This window comes from Sphingobium chungbukense, assembly GCF_001005725.1.
GTDB classification, from domain to species: Bacteria; Pseudomonadota; Alphaproteobacteria; order Sphingomonadales; family Sphingomonadaceae; genus Sphingobium; species Sphingobium chungbukense.
In genome coordinates this window covers 40,538-62,576 of sequence record NZ_LBIC01000018.1, presented here as the reverse complement: position 1 = coordinate 62,576, position 22,039 = coordinate 40,538, and the positions used below count along the sequence as shown (strand labels likewise).

At 59.1% G+C, this 22,039-nt stretch carries 16 protein-coding genes; 10 read left to right on the top strand and 6 right to left on the bottom strand.

The window, feature by feature from the left end:
- The first annotated feature begins 472 nt into the window (after nt 1–472).
- Nucleotides 473–1,720, top strand: a complete 1,248-nt coding sequence (locus tag YP76_RS24020; RefSeq protein ID WP_046765922.1) for an ATP-binding protein — start codon at nt 473–475, stop codon at nt 1,718–1,720.
- 299 nt (nt 1,721–2,019) lie between these two features.
- Here the strand turns inward: YP76_RS24020 and YP76_RS24015 are convergent, their stop codons facing one another.
- On the bottom strand, nt 2,020–2,229 hold the full coding sequence (locus tag YP76_RS24015; RefSeq protein ID WP_052757570.1) for a hypothetical protein: 210 nt from the start codon (nt 2,227–2,229) through the stop codon (nt 2,020–2,022).
- Between the two features lie 190 nt (nt 2,230–2,419).
- On the opposite strand from YP76_RS24015, the gene YP76_RS24010 reads away from it, so the two are divergent.
- The 3 genes from YP76_RS24010 (at nt 2,420) to YP76_RS24000 (ending at nt 6,163) form a co-directional block, all read left to right on the top strand.
- Nucleotides 2,420–2,851: a hypothetical protein gene (locus YP76_RS24010; RefSeq protein ID WP_046765921.1), complete on the top strand. Its 432-nt coding sequence runs from the start codon at nt 2,420–2,422 to the stop codon at nt 2,849–2,851.
- Nucleotides 2,827–3,096, top strand: a complete 270-nt coding sequence (locus YP76_RS24005) for a hypothetical protein (protein WP_046765920.1) — start codon at nt 2,827–2,829, stop codon at nt 3,094–3,096. The genes YP76_RS24010 and YP76_RS24005 overlap by 25 nt, the downstream gene beginning before the upstream one ends.
- A 148-nt stretch (nt 3,097–3,244) precedes the next feature.
- The gene (locus YP76_RS24000) at nt 3,245–6,163 is read left to right on the top strand and encodes a Tn3 family transposase (protein ID WP_084733339.1); all 2,919 of its coding nucleotides are present in this window, start codon (nt 3,245–3,247) and stop codon (nt 6,161–6,163) included.
- A gap of 352 nt (nt 6,164–6,515) precedes the next feature.
- Here YP76_RS24000 and YP76_RS23995 read toward each other — a convergent pair whose 3' ends face one another.
- From YP76_RS23995 to YP76_RS23985, 4 genes are all read right to left on the bottom strand, one after another.
- Nucleotides 6,516–7,562: a CaiB/BaiF CoA transferase family protein gene (locus YP76_RS23995; protein ID WP_046765918.1), complete on the bottom strand. Its 1,047-nt coding sequence runs from the start codon at nt 7,560–7,562 to the stop codon at nt 6,516–6,518.
- A 213-nt stretch (nt 7,563–7,775) separates the two neighbouring features.
- Complete coding sequence (locus YP76_RS23990; protein ID WP_046765917.1) at nt 7,776–8,783, bottom strand: XdhC family protein; 1,008 nt, start codon at nt 8,781–8,783, stop codon at nt 7,776–7,778.
- Nucleotides 8,784–8,873: 90 nt separating this feature from the next.
- Nucleotides 8,874–9,044, bottom strand: coding sequence for a hypothetical protein (locus YP76_RS29200; RefSeq protein ID WP_332307433.1), 171 nt, complete (start codon nt 9,042–9,044; stop codon nt 8,874–8,876).
- 268 nt (nt 9,045–9,312) lie between these two features.
- The gene (locus YP76_RS23985; RefSeq protein ID WP_046765916.1) at nt 9,313–12,768 is read right to left on the bottom strand and encodes an indolepyruvate ferredoxin oxidoreductase family protein; all 3,456 of its coding nucleotides are present in this window, start codon (nt 12,766–12,768) and stop codon (nt 9,313–9,315) included.
- Nucleotides 12,769–12,933: 165 nt separating this feature from the next.
- Between YP76_RS23985 and YP76_RS23980 the strand changes: the two genes are divergently transcribed.
- The 5 genes from YP76_RS23980 to tnpC all read left to right on the top strand — a co-directional run bounded on the left by YP76_RS23980 (nt 12,934) and on the right by tnpC (nt 17,649).
- Nucleotides 12,934–13,680, top strand: a complete 747-nt coding sequence (locus YP76_RS23980) for an IclR family transcriptional regulator (RefSeq protein ID WP_052757568.1) — start codon at nt 12,934–12,936, stop codon at nt 13,678–13,680.
- Nucleotides 13,681–14,005: 325 nt separating this feature from the next.
- Nucleotides 14,006–15,067, top strand: coding sequence for a LacI family DNA-binding transcriptional regulator (locus YP76_RS23975; protein WP_332307432.1), 1,062 nt, complete (start codon nt 14,006–14,008; stop codon nt 15,065–15,067).
- Nucleotides 15,068–15,308: 241 nt separating this feature from the next.
- Nucleotides 15,309–15,692, top strand: coding sequence for an IS66-like element accessory protein TnpA (gene tnpA, locus YP76_RS23970; protein ID WP_046765915.1), 384 nt, complete (start codon nt 15,309–15,311; stop codon nt 15,690–15,692).
- Nucleotides 15,689–16,036 (top strand): IS66 family insertion sequence element accessory protein TnpB, encoded by a 348-nt coding sequence (tnpB, locus tag YP76_RS23965; RefSeq protein ID WP_006957496.1) that lies wholly within the window; start codon nt 15,689–15,691, stop codon nt 16,034–16,036. Before tnpA ends, tnpB begins: the two co-directional genes overlap by 4 nt.
- Before the next feature lie 101 nt (nt 16,037–16,137).
- Nucleotides 16,138–17,649 (top strand): IS66 family transposase, encoded by a 1,512-nt coding sequence (gene tnpC, locus YP76_RS23960; RefSeq protein ID WP_157035871.1) that lies wholly within the window; start codon nt 16,138–16,140, stop codon nt 17,647–17,649.
- A 193-nt stretch (nt 17,650–17,842) separates the two neighbouring features.
- Here tnpC and YP76_RS23955 read toward each other — a convergent pair whose 3' ends face one another.
- Nucleotides 17,843–19,975 (bottom strand): TonB-dependent receptor, encoded by a 2,133-nt coding sequence (locus YP76_RS23955; RefSeq protein WP_232307706.1) that lies wholly within the window; start codon nt 19,973–19,975, stop codon nt 17,843–17,845.
- A gap of 264 nt (nt 19,976–20,239) precedes the next feature.
- Here YP76_RS23955 and YP76_RS23950 point away from each other — a divergent pair, with 264 nt between their 5' ends.
- Complete coding sequence (locus YP76_RS23950) at nt 20,240–21,679, top strand: MFS transporter (protein ID WP_198147587.1); 1,440 nt, start codon at nt 20,240–20,242, stop codon at nt 21,677–21,679.
- Nucleotides 21,680–22,039 lie beyond the last annotated feature (360 nt).

The following is a 22,039-nucleotide window of genomic DNA, read 5'->3' as shown; positions in this document are numbered from 1 at the left end:
TCTAATGCGGGTTCAAGAATTCCCGACCCGCTAGGCCGCTGCCTTTAAATCGGTCAAATCGGCACCTGCGTTAATCACTGTCCAATGCAAACAGGGCGCGCGCTCTGATTGCCGCCCGCCCTGCACGTCCATTACATGCGGAAGCCGATGCCTCCGAGAAACTGGTGGCGGTTGAAGCCCAGGCTGACGCTCTGTGAGCCCGCGCTCACCTTATAATCGTTATATCGGTGTAGCGATACTCGATCTTCGCATATGCGTTGCGTTTAGGTAGCGAACGCGACCTGCCGGTAGATTGTGCTGACGCTATGGGGAGAGGGAGATTTCCAGGCGGCCGATGGATTCTCAATGTTGAGGAAAACCGGCTTGGCTCGGAAAGCCTGAATTCCAGCTTACGAGCATGTAGCCGAACGCTGACTGACGATTGGACGGACATATATTGACGATTGGACGTATTTTAATGTAGCAAGCAGCCATGAGTATGGCACCCACATCCCCGCTCGTGGAGCGGCGCGCCGAGAAGGCTGTTGCAACTGCACTCGAGGACACGCGGGTAGTCCTCGTTGAAGGGCCGCGCCAGGCTGGAAAAACGACCCTGGTGCGCAAGTTTGTGAATGATCAGCGTCCATTCCTGTCCCTGGACGACCCGGCTATCCTTGCCAGTGCCAAGAATGATCCGGTCGGCTTTATCCGGAACCTCCAGGGTGCGGTCATCGATGAGATTCAACGGGCTCCAGAGCTTATGCTGGTAATAAAGCAGTCGGTCGACACTAACACTGCGCCGGGCCGGTTTTTGCTTACAGGCTCGGCCAACGTTATGGCCCTGCCAACAATCGGCGATTCACTGGCGGGGCGGATTGAGATCGTCGAACTCTTTCCCTTTGCGCAATCAGAGTTGCTTGATCGCTCTGGAGACGCGCTCGACCGGTTCTTCAGCAACGAGCCGCTCCGTGTGGCCGATGCTGTTGTTGGGCAAGATCTGGCTGAGCTCGTCTCGCGCGGAGGATATCCCGAAGCCATCGGGCGAAAGGATGCACGACGCCGTGCCAAATGGTTCAACGACTACTTGACCTTGATCCTGGACAGGGATGTTCGTGATATCGCAACGATCGAGCAGCTTGAAAAGCTGCCGCTGCTGGTTCGGCTGCTCGCGGAACAGTCTGGACAGTTGTCCAATCATGCCAACATTGCATCCGCCCTTCAGATTTCAAGGGCGACAGTGGGGCGTTATATCGAAACCCTTGAGCGCATGTTCCTGATCGATACGCTGCCGCCATGGTTCAGCAATCGCATATCGAGGCTGATCAAGACTCCCAAGCATCACTTCCTGGATAGCGGGCTACTCGCCGCGCTTCGTCAATTCAGTCCGGTCCCGCCGCAAGCCGACCCGGACCGCTTCGGGCCGCTGCTCGAGAGCTTTGTGGGGGCGGAACTCCGAAAGCTCATCGGTTGGAGCGAAGCGAGAGTAACGCTTTCGCACTTCCGGACCAAGGACGGCGACGAAGTGGATTTTGTGCTTGAGGATCAACAAGGCCGGGTTGTGGGCATTGAGGTCAAAGCCTCCGCTACATTGCGCAGGGGAGATTTTTCGGGGTTACGCAAGTTGGAAGCGGCGGCCGGCGACAAGTTCGTGCGTGGCCTGGTGCTACATGATCACGATGGCTTGCGGCCGGTCAGCGAGAGGATCTCTGGCGTTCCAGTCTCCGTACTCTGGTCAACCTGATCCAGAGCGCGCTGGACAAAGTCGGGCCGCTTGCACCGGCGGACGGGCCACTCGATGTCGGTGGAGTAAAAATTAACTCATTGATTTAAAACGATAAAAAGTTTGATAATATATATTATGTTAATAGCAATACCATCACTGTCTATGTAAACTGTGTCGTTTTCCGGAGATCGCAAGACTCCAATAGCGCCAGATTTTGGCCTGCAATGCGTCTGGCAATAGTATACCGCAGGATCATGGGTGTCATCAAGCGGCACTATCTCGCTAAAACATAAAAAGCGGCATGGGCCTGTCCACTGTCAGTTTTTGAGCCGGTTCATCAGTCGTACCATCAAATCCATGCTCGCAAGGAAGCGCCACAACAAGAGATGGGGCATCTGCGCGCGGCGAGCAGAAATATAATGATGCTCACAATGGACCATGCGCAATGCCGGATAAAGCGCGCTCATGTCCTTGAAGGTTCCGTCTCGGACGGCAACGCATTCAATGCCACGCTGTAGCTTGGCCATATAGGCTCGGACTTGAGCTGGCCCCCAAGCACTGCCCGCTGGCCAAGCGCGGCTACAGTCGCGATCGCAAGGCCCGCACCCTTCAGGTCAACTTGGGATGCTGACCGATGCCCGCGGCTGTCCGGTGGCGGTTTCGGTCCATGACGGCAACACCGCCGACCCGGTGACCCTGATCCCCTAGATCGAGCGGGTGAAGAACGTCTTTGCCATCGATAAGATGGTCATCGTCGGCGACCGCGGCATGATCTCGCAAAAGGCGATCGAGGAGATCGCACAGATCGACGGTACCGACTGGATCACCGCCCAGAAGACTGGGGTGATCCGCGGCCTCGCCTCAGACGGCGTGCTCCAGCTGGATCTGTTCGACGAGCGCAATCTGTTCGAGTTCACTCATCGCGATTATCCCGGCGAGAGGCTGGTCGCCTGCCGTAATCCGCAGCTCGCCCGCCTGCGGGGGTACAAGCGCGAGGGCATGCTGCGCGCGACCGAGGCGGCGCTGGCTACGATCAGCGCCAGCGTGGCTGCGGGGCGGCTCAGCGGCGCCGACCGGATGCGCGCGCATTTCCCTTTGCGTCCTGGCCTATTGTCGAATGGCACATGCGCGAGGCCTGGCGCGAAATGATGTTCGCTGATGAGGATCAGGAGGCCAAGGCTGAGCGCGATCCCGTCGCCCCAGCCAAACGCTCTGCTGGGGCGCTTGCCAAAATCAGGCGCTGCCAGCTCGACGACGGCTCACCCGTCCACAGCTTTGCAACCCTGCTCTCCGAACTGGCAAACTTCACCAGGAACCGCTGCCTTGCTCACGGCACCCGCAGCGACACCGCCCCCTTCACTATTCTCGCTACCCCCAATCCGGGGTTCTCGTGACGGCGGTGCAAAAAGTGCCGCTAAGCAAGTTATTGAAATGTAGCGATAAAATATACAAGAAAATTGTAACCCTTTGATATCGTTTGGCAGTGAGGTTTTTCGACCTTCAGCCAGTGGAGTGTAGGCTCTTTCCGGGGAGGGCCGAGTCGTGGATGCGCCGTTTCGACAATATCTTGGCTGGGAACGGTTTCCGGAGAATTTAGCCGAACCCGAAGTCGCGCACTTTTTCTCGCTTTCCGAGGATGATCGGCGAGCCGTCCACCGCCGCCGGCGACCGTTAAACCGGTTGGGCGTGGCGCTGCAGATTGGTTTTCTGCGCCTCACGGGAGCGCCACTCAATTCCGTGGAGATGATCCCGCCGCAAGTGCTGGCTCATCTCGGTGCCGAGCTTGGGATTGCACCGCCCCGGCTTGCCTCAATCCGCGCGCTTTACCGCCGCCACCGCACGCTGTTCGAGCACCAGGTCGCGGCGAAACAGGCACTGGGTTTGCGCGACCTCACCGAGCACGGGGAACGCGCGCTGAATGGCTTTCTGCGGCGCGAGGCCGGCGACAAATTCCTCGTGGACGAGTTGGAACAAGCCGCGCGCGCATGGCTCCGTGATCACCACTATGTCCAGTTGCCAACGCGACGGCTGAGGAGTTCTGCATCAGGCGCCCGGCGCCATTACGATGGCGGTCTGTTGGCCGGTGCGGTAGCCGCAGTGGGGATAGAACAGACGAAGGCCTGGCCGCTTGAGCTGTCGGAGACGATGCCGAACGGCAAGACGCGGTTGGAATGGCTTCGAGACAGTCCCGCGTCCCGTAAAACCAAAGGCCTCGCCGACCATATCGCGAAGATCGATTTTCTGAAGAAACTTGGGGCCGATAAGCTCCATCTTGGCTTAGCGGCCGGAACGTTGAAGGCACAGGCGAGATCAATGCTTTACCGCAAACCTGCGACGCTCAAGCGAATGCGTGGTGAGCGCAAGACCGTTGAAATAGCCTGCTTTCTACGTCTACAACTGCTGCGTCTGACGGATGACGGTCTGGGGATGATCGACTACCGGATCGCCGATCTCTGGCGTCAGGCCAGAACCCGCGCCGAGGCAGCGGTCGAGGACGAACTGCGACGACATCAAGCCTTGGTCTTGCAATTGGCAAGCCTTGTGGATGACGAGAACATCTCCGCTTCCGTCGTGCGCGACCAGATGCGCACCATGTTGGCGCCGTTCCTGCCGGCTGGCGCGCACGGTCCATCCACGAAGGTTGGCAGGGTCCGGCGGGAACTGGCGACAGCAGGCAGAGGTGCGAGCGAGTTGTTGCGCGCGGCTTCGTCGATCAGCCTGGACCTACCGTCGACGCACCCGCTTGCGCAGGCATTGACGACACTGGACCGGGTGGCGGCTTCGGAAATGGGGCGATTGCCGGAAGGCACCCCCAATCCATTCGGCCGGACGTGGGCGTTCCTCATCGATCAACCGGACCGCGAGGCCGCCTTTGGCGGCTATAGGGCGGCGACGCTCATGCTTCTCAAACGCTCGCTGCGCAATGGGCAGGCCAGCGTCGACCACAGTTTGGAACATCGTGCCCCTGAGGACCGCCTGATCCCAAAGGCGCAATGGAAAAAGGAACGAGCACGGTTCGTGCGAAACCTCGCCGTGTCAGCCACGCCGGAAACGACCATTCGCTGGATCAAGGATGAACTCTCGACGGCCCTGAAAGCCATCGATGCGGCGGTGTCGAGGGGCGATATCCGGATCGAAAACAACCGATTGGTCGTTCCAAAACTCAAGGCGGCTCCCGAAGACGAAAGGCTCAAGGCCATTCGTCGCGAACTGTTCGCCAGCGTCGGAAAGATCCAATTACCGGACTTGCTGATCGCAATAGATGCCACCACGCATTTTTCCTGGGCCCTGTTGGGCAGGACGCCCCGAAGCGAGCATGAGCTCATAATCCTCTACGCGGCCCTGATCGCCTTGGGTTCTGATCTGACTGCCGCCGACATGGCGCGCATGACGCTTAATATTGAAGCCGACGCAGTCGGCGAGATGATGCGCCGCATCGAGGCAAATGGTCGATTGCCGTGGGCCAACCGCCTGGTGCTTGATCATTTCAGGACGCTTCCGGTCACCAAGCTGTGGGGAGGTGGGATTCAGGCATCGGCCGACATGATGAGCCTTGATGCAACACGCCGTCTCTGGACAGCCCGCCATGATCCGCGGCGCCGCACGCCGGCAGTCGGAACCTACACCCATGTGCTCGACCAATGGGTGATCCTGCATGACCAAGCCGTCGTTCTGAACCGGCGGCAAGCCGGGGCCGCTATCGAGGGAGCTCTTCGCCACGAAGCCGTCGACCTCCACCGTGTCGCAGTGGATACGCATGGCCACACACATTTCGGCATGGCGCTGGCCAATCTGGTGGGATTTGATCTCGCCCCGAGGCTTGCCGGGATGAACAAGCGCAAGCTCTATCTTCCGCGTGGCCTCGATGTACCTGCCAGCCTGCGGCCAATTGTGAGTGAAACCGTCTCAACCAGCGCGATCACCCGGGGATGGGACCCGCTTCTGCGGATTGCGGCATCGACCAAGAGTGGCTGGTGTTCGGCCACCTACGTTCTGGACCGCTTTGGCAGCGCTGCGCGGGGCGATGAGGCGTTTCAGGCAGGCGATGCCTTCGGCAGGCTGTTACTGACCCGCTTCCTGGGCGCTTATCTTGGCGATCCGGCGTTCCGTGGGATGAATGACGCGTTGCTCAGCCAAGGCGAGTCGGTCCACACCCTGCAGCGCGCGATCTATTCAGGGCCGATCGGCGCACGGCATGGTCGCACGCCCGAGCAAATGGCCGCGATATCATCAGGCCTGACACTGCTTACCAACGTTATCATGACGTGGAACGCGGTCCGGATCGGTGAGGTTCGAGCGCGAAGGCCGAACACCTTTCCGGATCATCACATCATGCACATCGCCCCCAATGCGCACGAGCATATCAACACCAAAGGCGTCATCACCATTGACGTTTCGCCACACCGGGATCGGCTCCTGGGCGGGAAACCGCCGGCTGCCGGGATCAGGAGCGTAATATGAAAACCTCCAGAATGAGGGATATCAATCACTTACCGCGAGTGTTGCGCTATTATGCAAGCAATTCCAATGGGTTGCTTAGCGGCACTTTTTGCACCGCCGTCACGAGAACCCCTCATGGGGTTTAGATCAGAGACGCTTTGAGGGAGGAGTCCCTCCGATTTCAGTCGGATGCTGGCTTCCGCTGAGGGTGCAGGTGATGACAACTACAGCGGTTACAGCGTGATTCATAATCCAATGTCTCCGTAAAGCCCGGCGTCTTTTGGCAAGAGTCGGGCAATCTGCTTCAGGGCAGGGACCTCTCCAACAATTTTCCAGATTGTTTCCAATCTAAATTTATAGAGTAGGCAAGCATTTACCGCATCTCGGACAGTAATTCCAAAAATCGGGGAGCTGGTGCAGCATGCAAAGCTCCCTCGACAACTGTATAGCTCCGCCTGGCGACCATGTGCGGATGTTGGGCTGCCTCTTCAATTGTCAGAACGGGGGCGAAACATGCGTCCGTACCTTCCAACAGATTGCACCATTCTTCCCGGGTACGCGACGCGAATATCGATGCTAGAATTTGTGACTGAGCCGACCAATTGGCTGGCTCGTCACGCCCGTCCAGCAGTGAAAGCGGCGCCGAAATTCGCTCAAGAAGTGATTTGTAGAATTGCGGTTCAATCGCGCCAATCGCGACGTCGAGTCCATCGGAGCAGCGGTAGCAACGGTAGAAAGGCGCCTCGCCGCCGAGGATATTTTCCTGCGGGTTCAGCGAAATCACTCCCTGTGGTAGCAATCCCGCGAAAAAGGACATGAGGGAGGATACACCATCGACGATCGCGGCGTCGATGACTTTGCCCTTGCCCGAACGTTCCCGCTCCCATAGCGCCGCCAGTATACCGATGACCACGAATGTCGAACCGCCGCCGAAGTCCCCGACCAAGTTAAGTGGCGGCCGCGGTGGTTGATCAGCGGATCCCATGGGCGCGAGCGCTCCCGCTAGGGCGATATAATTGATGTCGTGCCCAGCACTCGAGGCGAGCGGCCCGTCTTGGCCCCAGCCAGTCATACGCGCGTAAATAAGGCCGGAATTTCGCGCGCAAAGTCGTTCGGGGCCCAGCCCAAGCCGTTCCATCACGCCGGGCCGAAAACCTTCAATCAGTACGTCGGCATCGTCAACGAGATCCACAGCACGAGAGCGCCCAACCTCGCTGCGGAAGTCCCGTTCGATAACTGTCCGTTCGCGGTCAGCTACGGGATTGGGCCAGCCATTGCCGCCCGGTCGGTCAATGCGCGTGACGCTTGCGCCCATGTCGGCTAGGAGCATCCCGGCGTGAGGACCCGGGCCGATACCGGCAAATTCAATTACCCGTAGTCCCGATAGGGGTTTCGTATTCGAAGTGGCAGCAACGACCATCGTCAGGAGTCCTTAATTCGAAAAATGACTGTGAACTGGTGGATCATGTCCTCCGACACTCGAGGTTGCGGGGGAGGATGAGCAGCTAGCTGCACGAAGATAGAGTGATTGTGGTGCAGTCTGATTCCGCAGGGCTCGAAGACCGGGGTGACTTGTATCGCCATTGGATCAACCGACAGCGATGTTCACGAAATTTCATAGATATCATCCCGATCAATCGGGGTCCCTTTCTGCTGTTAAGAGCTCTTGTTTCGGCTTGCGAAACGTCTCCCGATCCGCGCGCACCTGCATGATTTCGCCGATCACCGAGACCGCGACTTCCCACGGCGTTTTGCCGCTTCGCACGGCCCCTATTGGCGCGTGCAGTGCATTGATCCGCATAAGCGGTAATCCTGCGGCTAGAAGGCGCTCGCGCCGCGGGGCAATCCGCCTTGCGGACCCCAGAACGCCTATGTAACCGGCATCTGACCCTAGGGCTTCGACCACTACATCGTCGTCGATGTCATCGTCGTGCATTGCTGTCACGATCGCTGTCCAGGCATCTGGCGCCATTTCCCTGATCGCGTCTGGCGCGGCATTGCGAGAATAACGGATATTGGCGATCGGGGGCGGTGTCATGGGACCGAAGGGCCTGATGAGCGTGGTATCGAACCCGGATACCGCCGCAATTTCGGCGATTGCCAGGGCGATCGGATCCCCACCGACGATCATGACCCGCCATGCAGGGTCAAACCCGAGTCCATAGGTGCGACCATCGAAGGTGAACGGCGCAATGGCGCAGCTTATGGATGTAGATCGGCTCAGCCCGTCGCTGGTCAGCATCACGGGGCAGCGCCCGGCGCCAGCAGTCAACAGATTTCCGATCGCGGGATCGTCGGGATCGAGGCGTTCGAGCATTATGTCGAGAGAGCCGCCGCACAGGAGGCGAATGTCCAGCCAGGGGCTGCCATCGCCATAGCGAAGCAGGCGCGGTCGACCGTCCGCCCGCACCTTTTCCGCATGGTTGGCAACATCCGTTTCCAGGCAACCCCCCGAGAAATAGCCCGTCGCGCGACTGCATTCGAACAGCATTTGGGTGCCAGGTGGCCGTGGTGATGAGCCCCGCACACCCACCAATGTGCCCAACACCAAAAGCTGCTTTCGTGTACGCGCCTCGGCCAGGGCCGGCCGAATGTCTGTGATGCGACCGAAGAGAGGCCATTCTGAATCGTCAAGCTTCATCAGTCTATCTCCATTGCCACCAGATTGCTTCGTTATGGGGACGTGCAACGGTCGTCTGTCGGTCACTTATCTCATTATGCCACCTTGGCCTCAAACGCGAGTGGGCTTATGACTTCCGGGCTCCAAATGCCGCAGCCGGAAATTGTAGAAGTGGTTGACTGCTGGAAGATGGCAGCCTTTGCCCGCATGGATGAAGTGCTTGACGACCTCGGCATAATTGACGCTCGATACGCGCGCATCCGCAATGGCTTCTGTAACCATGCTCGCGCTGATCTCGTCTCGAAGGAAGCGCCAGGAGCGCTAAGGCATAGAGCACCACCTCACTCATTCGTCGGATTTTTCGCGGCGGGGGACAAGGAATGCGTCGACTGAAGTCTCGCCGCGGGTGGCACGGATTGGTTGACAGCAACGCGTGGCGCGGTGGGGATAGCCTTGGCGTTTCAACAATATCTGCTTCCGCACCAGGCGCGCCTCACCTCCATCTTGCGCAATCCCATTCCGGCTGCATTCGTTTCGGGGGCACCAAAGCTCAAGCAGCGATTGCATCCTTTGGCGCAAGGCCGAGCTTCTGCCGCAATGCGGGAATTGCCGCGTCAGCGCTGGCCATGCTCTCCGCTTTGACCGGGCCGTAGCCGCGGATCATATCCGGCCAGCGCGCCAAACCAACTGCCGCATCGAAGTTGGCGCTCGACAAGCTGACGAGGATTTCGCGAATCATTGTCTCGTATCGGTCGATCAGCGCGCGTTCTGCCCGCCGTTCCTCGCTATAGCCAAATGGGTCGAACGCTGTCCCGCGCAAGTGTTTGAGTTTCGCCAGGAGGCGTAGCGCAGTGAGCATCCATTGGCCGAATTCCTTCTTCTTCGGTCGCCCCGTCGCCGGATCGATCTTGGAGAAGATCGGCGGTGCCATGTGGAAGCGCAGCTTGTGATCCCCGCTGAACCCTTGGCGTACGGTGTCGAGGAAGGTGCCGTCGGTAAAAAGCCGCGCGACTTCATACTCGTCCTTATAGGCGAGCAGCTTGTAGAAGTTGCGCGCAACTATCTCAGTCAGAGCCGTGGACGATGGTGCAATCGCCCTCTCTGCCGCTACCACTGCGTCGATCAGCGCGAGGAAACGAACCCCCAGCGCCTCGTTCTGATAAGCAACCAGGTCGCGTCGCCGCCGCGCGATCAGATGCTCGACCCCTTCCGAAAGCTTCAGGCTGTCCCGGTTCGGCTTTCCCGCATTGGCGATCGACGCCAATGCCGCAGGATCGTGAGCCAGCAGGCGCCCGAGCGCGAACACCTGGAGATTGGCACGTACCGCGACGCCGTTCGCCTCAATGGCACGTTCGAGCGAGTTATGACCAACCGGCAGCCAACCCTTCTGGCAGGCAAAGCCGAGCAGCATGATGTTGGCGCCGATCGTATTACCTGTAAGCTGTTCGGCCAACTCGGTCGCCTCAACGAAGCTGACGCGACCCTTGCCGCAGAAGCGCTCGATCGCGGCACGCTGCGCCGGGACAGGTACTTCGAAATCGCGCTCGCGAGTGAAAGCCCCTGTGACGGTCGCGTGTTCGTTGACCACGGCCACTGTAGTGCCTTCACGTAGCCGAGAAAGCGATTCGTCGGAAGCAGCGGTCACGATGTCGGCGCCGATCAGCAGGTCGCACTGACCGACTGAAAGCCGCGTCGCGAGCAACTGCCCGGCATCGTCAGCAACCTTGAGGTGACAATAGACCGCGCCGAATTTCTGGGCAAGGCCGGTAAGGTCCAGCGCCTGGACCGATTTGCCTTCTGCCTGCGCGGCCGTGCCGATCAAATTGGAGATAGTCACCACGCCGGTGCCACCGATGCCGGTTACCATCACGCCGAATGGCGTGGCGGTCTCACGCACCTCGGGCTCGGGCAACCCGGCGAAAAATGTATCGCCTATCTTTACGCCCGTCGGCTTGGCCAGCATGCCGCCCTCGATCGTGACGAAGGACGGGCAGAAGCCCTTCACGCAGGAGAAATCCTTATTGCACGACGACTGGTCGATCGTCCGCTTGCGCCCGAACTCTGTTTCCAAGGGCTGCACCGACAGGCAGTTCGACTGGACCGAACAATCGCCGCACCCCTCACACACGCGATCGTTGATGATCACCCACCGCGCCGGATCGGGCGCCAGCTTCTTGCCGCGCCTGCGCCGCAACTCGGTCGCGCAGGTCTGCTCATAGATGATGACCGAGACGCCCTTCTCGTCGCGGAAAGCGCGCTGCACCGTATCGAGTTCGTCCCGATGGTGGAGCGTCGTGCCCGGCGCGAAATCGGCAACCTTGAATTTTTCGGGGGCGCTGGAAACCACAGCAATCTTGTCGATCGCCTCCCCGCGCAACTCGTGCGTGATCTGCTGGACGCTGATCGGTCCGTCGACGGGTTGTCCACCCGTCATCGCGACCGCGTCGTTGTAAAGGATCTTGTAAGTGATGTTTACGCCCGACGCGACCGCCTGGCGAATTGCGAGCGATCCCGAGTGATACCAGGTGCCATCGCCCAAATTGACAAAGATATGCTTGTCATTGAGGAAATGCGCCGCGCCTGCCCAGTTGGCGCCCTCACCGCCCATGTGCGGATAGGATATGACGTCGCGGTCCATCAGGTTGACCAGCCAGTGGCAGCCAATCCCGGCTAACTGACTGGACCCGGCAGGAGTTTTGGTCGAGCTGTTGTGTGGGCAGCCAGAGCAGAAATAAGGCGTGCGGATCACGTTCGAGCGCGGCTTCGCCAGTTCCGTGCGGACATGATCGAGATATCCGACCCAGGCATCCATCGCGTCGGTTCGGTGCATCGGCGAGAGCCAGCGATGCAGGACGCGCGCGATCAACGCGGGGTCCAGCTCACCATGCGAGGGCATCCAGCGCGCGCCCTGCGCGTCCATCTTGCCGAGCACGCGCGGGCGCGCATTGGCGGGAAGGTTGAACAGGATGTCCTTCACCTGCGGTTCCAGAATGGGACGGCATTCCTCAATGACGAGGATTTCGTCCAAGCCCTGTGCGAACGCCTCGATCGCGGTCGCTTCCAATGGCCACACGAGACCGACCTTGAACAAGGCGAGGCCCGCCGTCTCCATCTGCTCTGCGTCGATACCCAGGTCGGCCAGCGCTTCGAGCGTGTCGGACCAGCTCTTGCCGGTGGTCAGGATACCCAATCGCGGACGCGCCGCGCCATGTGTGACGCGGTTGAGCCGGTTAAGTCGTGCAAAGGCGTGAACCGCCGGCAACCGCAGCTTAAGCATGCGCTCGTCCTGATCCACCGAGCGATCGGGCCATCGAGTATGAACGTTGCCAGCCGCAGGAGGCAGGTGCATGATGGTCCGTGCCGGATCGACGTCAATTGCCAGCCACGATTCATAAATGTCAGACACGCCTTTGACCGCGGTCCAGACGCCAGCGTAGCGCGAGAGCTGCCAGCCGATCAGGCCGAAGTCGTAAATGTCCTGCACATTGGCGGCATTGAATGTTGGTATGCAAAGCGAGGCTAGTGTCTGTTCCGACTGCTGCTGGATCGAGCTTGATCGGCTCATCGGATCGTCACCCACGGCCATGACGACGCCGCCGTTGGGAGCGGTGCCCCAAAGGTTGGCGTGGCGAAGGGCGTCGCCGGAACGGTCGATACCGGGTCCTTTGCTGTACCAAAGGCCAAACGCGCCTTCAAACTTGGGATCGAAGAAGCCGATCTGCTGCGTGCCCCAGACAGCCGTGGCAGCCAGATCCTCGTTCACGCCGGGCTGAAAGCGGATATCGTGTTCCGCCAGCAGCGGCGCGATGCGCGTGAATTCCTGATCGAGATGCCCGAGCGGAGAGCCGCGATAGCCGGAAACAAAGCCACCGGTGTTGAGGCCCGCCGCGTTATCACGGCGAGCTTGATCCAGCGTCATCCGCACAAGTGCCTGATTGCCGGACAAATAAACTTTTCCTGAACTTTGGAGATATTTCGCGTCAGGCGCGATCTTGGGCGACGACATGGACCTCTCCCTTGTTAATGTCTGTTTCGTCCACGGCCTGACCAAAGTTGTGAATTAGCCGTGATTGTGATGACTTGATGCATGTATCGCGATCTGCCGTGTCTCGACAAACAGGCTTAGCCCCATTATTCTCATCCAGTGGGATTTCCTGCCAAGGACGGGCGGATGGTTGAACTGGTGGATAAGGCCTTCGACATTCTGGAGCAGGTTGCGGAAACCGCGCCCTGCTCATTGAGCGAACTGTCCGAAGCGTCTGGCGTGCCACTTTCCACCGCGCATCGTATCGTTACCGCGCTGATACGCCGCGGCTATCTCGTCGCCGAGCGAAAGGGGCGCTATCGGCTCGGAGCCGTATGGCATATTATCGCCGAGAATTATCCGCTGTCGCCACTGCTCGCGGAGATCAGCCGCCGTCCACTTGCAGATCTTGCACGCGTTACACGTGCTCACGCGCATTTAGCTGTGTTGGAGGGCGACATGGTGACCTATCTCGTCAAGCAGCGCTACGGCCAAGCTGAGGTACATTCAGCCGAGCAGATCCAGCTTGAGGCTTATTGCACTGCCATCGGCAAGGTTTTGCTGGCGCACCTCTGCCCCCACGAGATCGAAGACTATCTGGCGAGTGCGCCATTCGTGCGCCTGACGCCCGCGACCATCACCGATCCGGACCAGATCAGGACGGAACTTACGCTGGCGCGCGAAAGGGGGTGGGCCACCGAGATCGAGGAGACCTCGCAAGGCCTGATGTGCCTGTCGGCACCGATCCTTGATCAGCGTGGCAAAGCGCGGGCAGCCATTTCCGTCAGTATCGTCGAGCTCAATCCTCAAGAGCATGCACTCAAGGAGCGACTGCCATTCCTGCTCGAGACCCGACATCGCATCGAAAGCAAGCTTTTTCCAGCTCGTACGTAAGGAGATTGGTCCGCCCACCAACTACTTGTAACCAGCTTAAGTCGCGAATCGATAAAGCGAAACTGCCGAGACCTGCCATCCTGCGCTGAAGCAGTTTGAAGAGCACCGTCGATTACGTGGCGATCGCGCTACAGTCGGCGGCAAGGCTATCACGATCGTCATCCAGGTCGGATTTATGCTACCGGCAAGTAGCACTACGATCCGACCTTGCGTCGTCCTGAATGGGTTTCGCTCGCACGGAGTCTGCCAGCTAAGAGCATCCCGCATCTGGCGACTCGTTTGGATTGTTGTTGCTATCGTTTGCAAAATCCTGTTCTAAAGGGCTGTGATTAAAACCAAGGAATCGGATAGAAGACCGAAAACGGCCGATGCTGCCGTTAGTCTGGTCGGCACCAGAGCCCGCACATTGCAGGAAATGGCTAAGCTGGCGGGCGTGTCGGCGGCTACTGTGTCACGTGCGCTCGCGGACAGTGAGCTCATTTCTTCCAAAACTCGGAAGCGTATTCAAGAACTGGCGCAAGCCGTCGGTTATACGGTTAATCCTGCAGCTCGCACGCTTCGCACGCGTCAGTCCCATACCATTGCCTTGATATTGCCGCTGGGACATGAAAAGTCTCAACATCTAAGCGATCCGTTTTTCATGGTGATGTTGGCCTATTTGGCGGACGAGGTGTCCCAGCGCGGATATAATCTTCTGCTGCGACGTATAGAACCGCAACAGGATGCCTGGCTGAAGCAAATTATCGCCTCCAGCCGGGTAGATGGCGTGCTCGTGATCGGTCAGTCTGACCAGGCGGCGGTACTTCAGGAAGTAGGGTCGAGCTATGAGCCGATGGTCGTCTGGGGACAGTGGTCTTCGGGCCAGAGCTATGTTTCCGTGGGCGCGGACAACATCAGCGGCGGGCGGCTCGCGGCAGAACATCTCCTGAACAGGGGCAGGAAGCGGCTCGCTTTCCTCGGCAACACGGATGTGCCTGAATTCGCTGCCCGGTATGAAGGCTTCAAGACGATGCTGCCGCCCGAAATTTACGAGGCGCATGTACTTGTGCCTACGCATCTTACCGCGCAAGATGCTTTCTCGGCCGCTGCCCAGCTGCTGGTAGAGCACCCCGACATCGACGGCGTTTTCGCAGCCTCGGACGTGGTCGCGATGAGCGTTATTCAGGCGGCCGCTGCGGGAGGACGTCGGGTCCCGCAAGACATCTCGGTGATCGGCTTCGACGATGTGCCCATCGCGGCGCAGAGCAATCCGCCGCTGACCTCCATCCGCCAGGATCTGGAAGAAGGCGCGAAATTGATGTGCGAGCTTCTGTTCAGGCGGATGAAGGGGGAGACATGTTCCTCAGTGCGCTTGCCGCCCGAACTGGTTGTTAGGGATTCCGCCTAGTTGCATTTCGGCACCCTCTGCACCGCATTGGTGATCCTTCAGTCCAACAGCTTGTAACTACCCTTGGCCAATAGCCATTCCGCCATTTGATGGCTTGGCAGAATGGTAAGCGGGGTCTGGCGACCGCCTTGCGCAGCGCCCATTAGCCGGGATGATTGCCGCTCTTTAAGCGGGGTGGCCGGTGTCGGACGAGATTGAAGATTCAGCGAGCAGCGCAGCGACTACTCATACGAGCGGTCGTATGAGTAGTCGGATAGAGATCGTTAGCCGGGTGTCAGGCCGGCGGCGGTGGACGGTAGAGCAGAAGCTGGCCGTGCTGCGGGATGCATTCGGCCCGGAGGGCTGCGTGCGCGCGGCCTGTGAACGCCATGACGTCGGCAGCGGCTCGATCTACACATGGCGGCGACAGGCGATGTCCGGTGAGCTCGCCGGGGTGCGCAAGTCGATCAAGCCTGCCTTTGCGGAGGTGCAGATCAGCGATCAGCTGGCCTTGCCCGCGCTGACGACCGCGGCGCGCACCGATGGCGTGATCGGCATCGAGTTGCCGTCGGGCATCAGGGTGAGTGTGGACGCCACGGTAGATGCCGATGCCCTTTCGCGGGTGATTGGTATCCTGACGCGATGATCCCGCTGCCGCCCTCCACGCGGATATTCCTGGCCTGCGGGGCGACGGACATGCGCAAGGGTTTTGACGGCCTTGCCGTGATGACGCAGCAGGTTCTGGAGCAAAGCCCGCATTCCGGCGCGCTGTTCGCCTTTAGGGGGAAGCGCGGCGATCTGGTGAAGCTGCTCTGGTATGACGGTCAGGGCATGTGCCTTTTCTCCAAGCGGATGGACCGTGGCCGGTTCGTGTGGCCATCGACCAAGACTGGATCGGTGGTGATGACCGCAGCCCAGCTTTCCATGCTGTTGGAAGGCATAGATTGGCGCCGGCCCGAGCGCACGTTCACCCCTTCATTAGCGGGATAAACGCCCATTTTCCGGCGCTTTTCCTGGCATTATGACCATTGTTCCGCTATAGGATCGCGGTGTCGGACGCAGGCCTTTCCACCGCTGACAAAGACGCTCGGATCGCCGAGCTCGAAGCTGCATTGGCGGCGGCCCACGCCCATATTTCTGCCCGCGACATCCTGATCGACACGCTGCGCGTGCAGATCGCGCGCCTCAAGCGGATGCAGTTCGGCAAGTCGTCCGAGAAGCTCGACACTCAGATCGCACAGCTTGAGCTTGCGCTCGAAGAGCTCGAAGGCGAGGCCATCGTCGCCGCCGCCCGCCGGGCCGATCCGGCAGAGGTTGATCGGCCGTCGCCTGTTCGTGCGCTGCCTGCTCATCTGCCGCGGGAGGAACAGCGGATCGAGCACGAACAGGGCAGTTGCACCTGTCCAGATTGCGGCGGAGCGCTGCGGCCTCTGGGGCAGGATAGCGACGAGATGCTCGATGCCGTGCCAGTGCAATGGCGTGTCGTTCGGACCATCCGGCCCAAGTATAGCTGCCGGTCCTGCGAGAAGATCGTCCAGGCGCCCGTGCCGGTAAAGGCGATAGCGCGCGGCAAGGCGACCTTCGGCACGCTGGCCCACGTTGTCGTCTCCAAGTTCGACCATCATCTGCCGCTTTACCGCCAGGCCGAGATCATGGCTGCGCAGGGGGTCGAGATCGACCGATCGACACTGGCGGGCTGGGTAGGACAGGCATCCGTGCTGCTCGACCCGATCGTCAGTCGCATTCGCGAGGTGGGCCTCACCGCCTCAAAGATCCATACCGACGATACGCCTGTTCCCATGCTTGATCCGGGCCGGGGCAAGACGGCCACCGGCAGGCTTTGGGCTTACGCCGTCGATGATCGTGGCTCGGGCGCTACGACCCCCTCGCTCGTCTGGTATGAGTTCACCACCGATCGCACCGGTGCGCATCCCCAGCGTCAGCTGGCCAACTTCGCCGGCTACCTGCAGGCTGATGGTTACGCCGGTTATGACAAGCTCTACGACACGAACCGCGTCACCGAGGTTGCTTGCTGGGCGCATTTCCGGCGGAAGATATTCGACATCCACGCCACCAAGCCGACGCCGCTCACCACCGACCTGCTAGAACGCATCGGCCAACTCTATGAGATCGAGGCAGAGGTTCAAGGCCAGCAACCCGAGATCCGCCGACGAAGCCGGCACGACCGCACTCAGCCGTTGATCGATGAGCTGCGGCAAGCACTTGACGATGCCCTGCGCCGCCTCTCGCCCAAGTCCGAGATGGCGAAAGCGATCGCCTATGGTCGCAAGCGCTGGGTGGCGCTCACGCGCTTCCTCGATGATGGGCGTCTGGAGATCGATAACAACATTGCGGAGCGTGCCATGCGATGCGTGGCCTTGGGCCGTAAAAACTGGCTGTTCGCCGGATCAAAGGCAGGCGGCGATCGGGCGGCGGCCATCTACTCCGTTATCGAGACCGCAAAGCTCAACGGCCTCGAACCACAGGCCTATATTGCCGACGTTATCGCCAAGATCGCCGGCAACTGGCCTGCCGCTCGCTGGGATGAACTCATGCCCTGGAATTGGCGACCAGATCAGCAACCGATCGCCGAAGCCGCCTGATCTGCGGCCTCCAGCCCACGCTTACGCAGAATGTCGTTCATCATCCTGTCCTGTCCGCTGTTTGATGCATACGCTGCTTATGCTTGATCCCGAGCGACATCTTGTCGCCCGGGACCAGACTATTTTCTTTCCAACACTCCGGGCTCTCGGATGGCGAGTTGTCGATAAACGACAGCTCGCCATGCTTCGGTCCTTATTTATAATGCAGCCGAACGCGCAGGCCCACCGTTTGCGGAGTCGGGCCCCCGATCAGGTCCGGATTATATTGCCGGATGAACCACGGGCCACGTTCGTTGGTGATGTTCTGAGCGTAAAGCTCGGCTTCAATATTACCTTTGCGAAGGCCGATATTCCCATCGACGATAGCGGTCTTAGCGGTGAGATTGCCAAACTGGTTCAGGCGATTGTCACTGAAGGAGGCAGAGCCGTTGAAATACAGTGAAAGGTCATCGCCCAGCGGCGTAGTGTAGCCGATGTCGGCACGTGCGGTCCAACGTGGCTGGTTGATGATCCGGTTGCCGACTGCAACCGTAGGCCCAATACCACTCGCCACTGCGGGGTTAACGGAGACATATTCAGAGTTGTTGACATCACCCGAAACGCCGAGCGTCAGGCCGACCACGGGCTCCCATTGAAGCGAGAGATCAATCCCGCGGATGCGGGCAGTGCCAAGAGAAGCGAAAGCTGCCACGCCGGAACTCGTCACCAGAGCCGACTGGATGTCTTTGTATCGCAGATCATAGATATTGATCTCATAGCTCAGCCGCGCGTCCCGCAGCCTTCCCTTAAGCCCCAGCTCCAGGTTGCGCATTCGGTCTGGCTTCAACGCGCCCATCCCATCAATGTTGTCAAGGAGCAGGGCGTTGACCTGCAACTGAGACTGCACGATGCCGCTTCGAAAGCCCGTGCCCGCGTTCAGGTAGATGGTCGTGTCACGGTTGGGATGGTAGGCGAGGTTGGCACGCCAGGTGACAACGGTGGGCGAGGACGATCCGCCTGTGCTCGGCGCGGCAGCCTGTATGCTCGTGAAGTTTCGGTCATCGTGATAGACGCGGATACCAGCCAGGGGAACGAGCTTCCCATCGGCAAGATCATAGCTGATCTCGCCAAAGCCGGAATAGTTTTTCGTCCGAGTTGTAGTCACACCCAAGCCGTTGAGGAGGGGGACGGGGAAGTCTACCGTTTGACTAAACGCATTCTTGGCCTTGTTGTAAAAACCGCCGAGCACCCAGTGTAACGGTCCTCCGCTATTGGAAGCGAGTCGCAGTTCCTGGCTAAAGCTGTAGCCGTCATAGCCGTTTCCGAGCTCACCAATTCCGCCCAGGAAAGCCAAGTTCAGGCTGGTAAGATAGCTGGTGCTGAAATCAACATAGCCGGTCGAGCTGGTGAGCGTGGCGAAGCCAACGTCCAGATCGATGGACCCCGCATACAAATTATTATTGGTCTTCTCGAACCCGGGAACAGTACCATAATCTCTGAAGTAATACGGATCGACCGAGCTCATCTGCTGGCTATAATGCTGGTAGCCATCGAAATGTTGATATTGCAGCTTGACGCTCAAGGCGTCGCTTGGCTTCCAAAGCGCAACGACGCGAAGGTCGCGATGATCTACGTCATTGGCATTGCGTTTGAACGGAGTCCCGACCGGCGCGCCAGCGTACACATCGGCAAAACCGGGCCGGTAATCATAGCCGCCGCTGACGCGGATCGCGAGTTCGTCGGCTACGATCGGAATGGAGACCGCCCCCGCAAAACCGTAGGCTGCCTTGCTCGCGGATTTTACATTGGCGACATAAGCTTCCGCGTCGGCGGTGAACTTGGAAAGGTCAGGGTTTTTCGTGTGGTAGATGATCGTCCCGCCCATCGCGCCCGCACCATAGAGCGTGCCGTAAGGGCCGCGTAGAATTTCCACGCGATCAAGGTCCATCAGCCTGGGCTGCGGAGCAAACTGGGCATTGGGAATGATGTAAGGCGTTTCGTCGAGATAATAGCCTACGAGCGTATCGCCAATGCCGCCGCCCGTGCCAGAACCGCGAATCGAGTATGCGCGCAGGAACTCGCCCAACTGCTCTGACTGCGAAGCACCGGGGATCGCGGTGATCAGGCTGTCTGCGTTGCGGATATTCCTACCCGCCAGCTCCTCGCCGGAAATAGCCTGAATGGCTAGCGGCGCTTCGACGAGCCGCTGTGCTGAAGATTTCGACGCAGTGACGATGATGTCGTCATTCAGCCGGGCATTTCGGCTTTCGTCGGCATCACCCGCTGCTGTCGCGGGAGGGGGCGCCGTTTGAGCGGCGGCGGAAGTCGCCAGCGCAATCGCGGACACGCAGGTAGCCAGGATAACATGTCTCATTTCAGTTTCCCCTCGAATTATCGGTTTATGCATGCAATCGTTTACCGTCATATCTTCTGATGCAAACCTTTGCAAGGAATTTTAAATGAGAACTGCGGCGATAAATGATCGCGGGCTCCAATTCCACGGATCAATGCGGGGAAACAAGTTATCCTTGCGTGAGATTCCTTTCCATTATATGCAAACCTTTGCATAAAATAGTGACGGAGAGGTGTTGTGAGTCAGGAGGGGCAGAAGTTGGAACGATCCCAAAGGATACCCATCAGAACCAAGCTTCTTTTTGGTTCCGGTCAAGGGGTGGAGGTCTCCGCCACCTTCGTGGCCAATACCTTCCTCCTGTTCTATCTGACTAACGTGGCCGGGTTTTCCCCCGCAATGGCCGGCCTCATCATCTTCCTGTCATTGGTCGTCGACGCGATCGCCGACCCTTGTATTGGTTCGCTATCAGATCGCACGCGGTCCAAATGGGGGCGTCGCCTGCCGTATATGATCGCGGGACTGCCGCTCGTCTGCGCCGCGTCAATCGGCCTCTTCGCTCTCCCGCTATTCGGCGGCACATTTGCCGGTATGGCTCTGGCGCTTTCTCTGAATATTGCGCTGCGGATCGGAACATCGCTTTTTGCACTTCCTTATGCGGCGCTCACGGCTGAACTCACAAGTGATTACGACGAACGTTCCAGCGTCACTGTGTATCGGATGATCTTTGGATTTGTCGGCACGGTTCTGACCATTGCGCCTGCCTTCGGCTATATCTTTGCGACACAGGCGGCCTACTCGTCTCGCACAGCCTATCTGCTGCTGGGCCTGCTCCTGTCCTCGGTGGTTCTTGTGATGGGGCTAATCTGTATTCTCGGCGTCCGGCGCGCGGTTCGGACAAGCCCTATGGAACATTTGCCGCGGGCGGCCACGTCCAAGTCGATGCTGGCAGATTTGCGAGACCTGGCTCGCAATCCGACTTTCCTTTTCCTTTTCTGTGCCAGCCTGATCGCGCTGACGACTGCTGGTAGCATGAATGCGCTCAATCTCTACGCTTACAGCTATTTCTGGAAGCTTCCTGCGTCGCTCAATCAAATTCCTCTGTTGAGCTTTCAGGCAGGCTTGCTCCTGGGCATCCCGGCCACCGCAATGCTTTTGAAATGGAGGGAAAAGCGTGAAGTAGTGATATTGGGAGTCTGGATCATAGCATTGAGCCAGATCACGGCAGTTCTGATAGCCTATTTTTTCTTCAGGCCATTTCCAAATACGATTGCGATCATTATTCTTTCAGTAGCGAGCGCGATTTTCGGGGCATGCAATTCGCTGTTTTTCATTGCATTCACTTCGCAGATTGCAGATGCCGTCGATGAGCATGAGTTGAAGTTCAGTCAACGGTGCGAAGCCTTATTCTTCAGCTCGCTTGTATTCGCGGCAAAGGCTGCGACAGGGATCGGCTCACTGATCGCGGGTATGATATTGACGCTGGTGGGATTGAAGACGAGCACTGGATCTGTCGCTCAACTCCCGGAGGATTCTGCGACCCTGCTTGGGCTGATATGGGGTGGCGGCCACGCGATTGCATTTTGCTTCATCCTGCCATTTGCGTTCGGGAACAGGCTCAGCCGACGGCGCCACGAACAGATCTTGCAGACATTGGCCCGGCGCCGAAGCGGCACTCAGGACATGGCTGCCGCAGCTTGAATCGTCCCTTTAACTGAAATTCGGACTTGACTAATGCAAACGATTGCATATGTTGTGCAGGGACTTGATGGCGGGGGAGGGGCGAAGACATGTTGATTTCGGGCGGTCCAGCATCCTCCCTGAAGGCGCTTCTCATCTGGTTAGGCGCTGTCCTGAGGGCTGGGGGCGTATCTGAATGCCTGCGTCCTGTTGCTTGGAAGCGGATGCTCGTCTGCCAAGTCCTACTAATAATAAGGTTCCGGGCAGGAACGCGGTGAAAGCATAGCCTCCGCATCCCTTCCGGGCGGCGCCCCGGGCTGATCTGCACACAGTCCGGGGCGCAACGCCGCTACTTTCTCTCACTATCAATGGGCTGCGCCA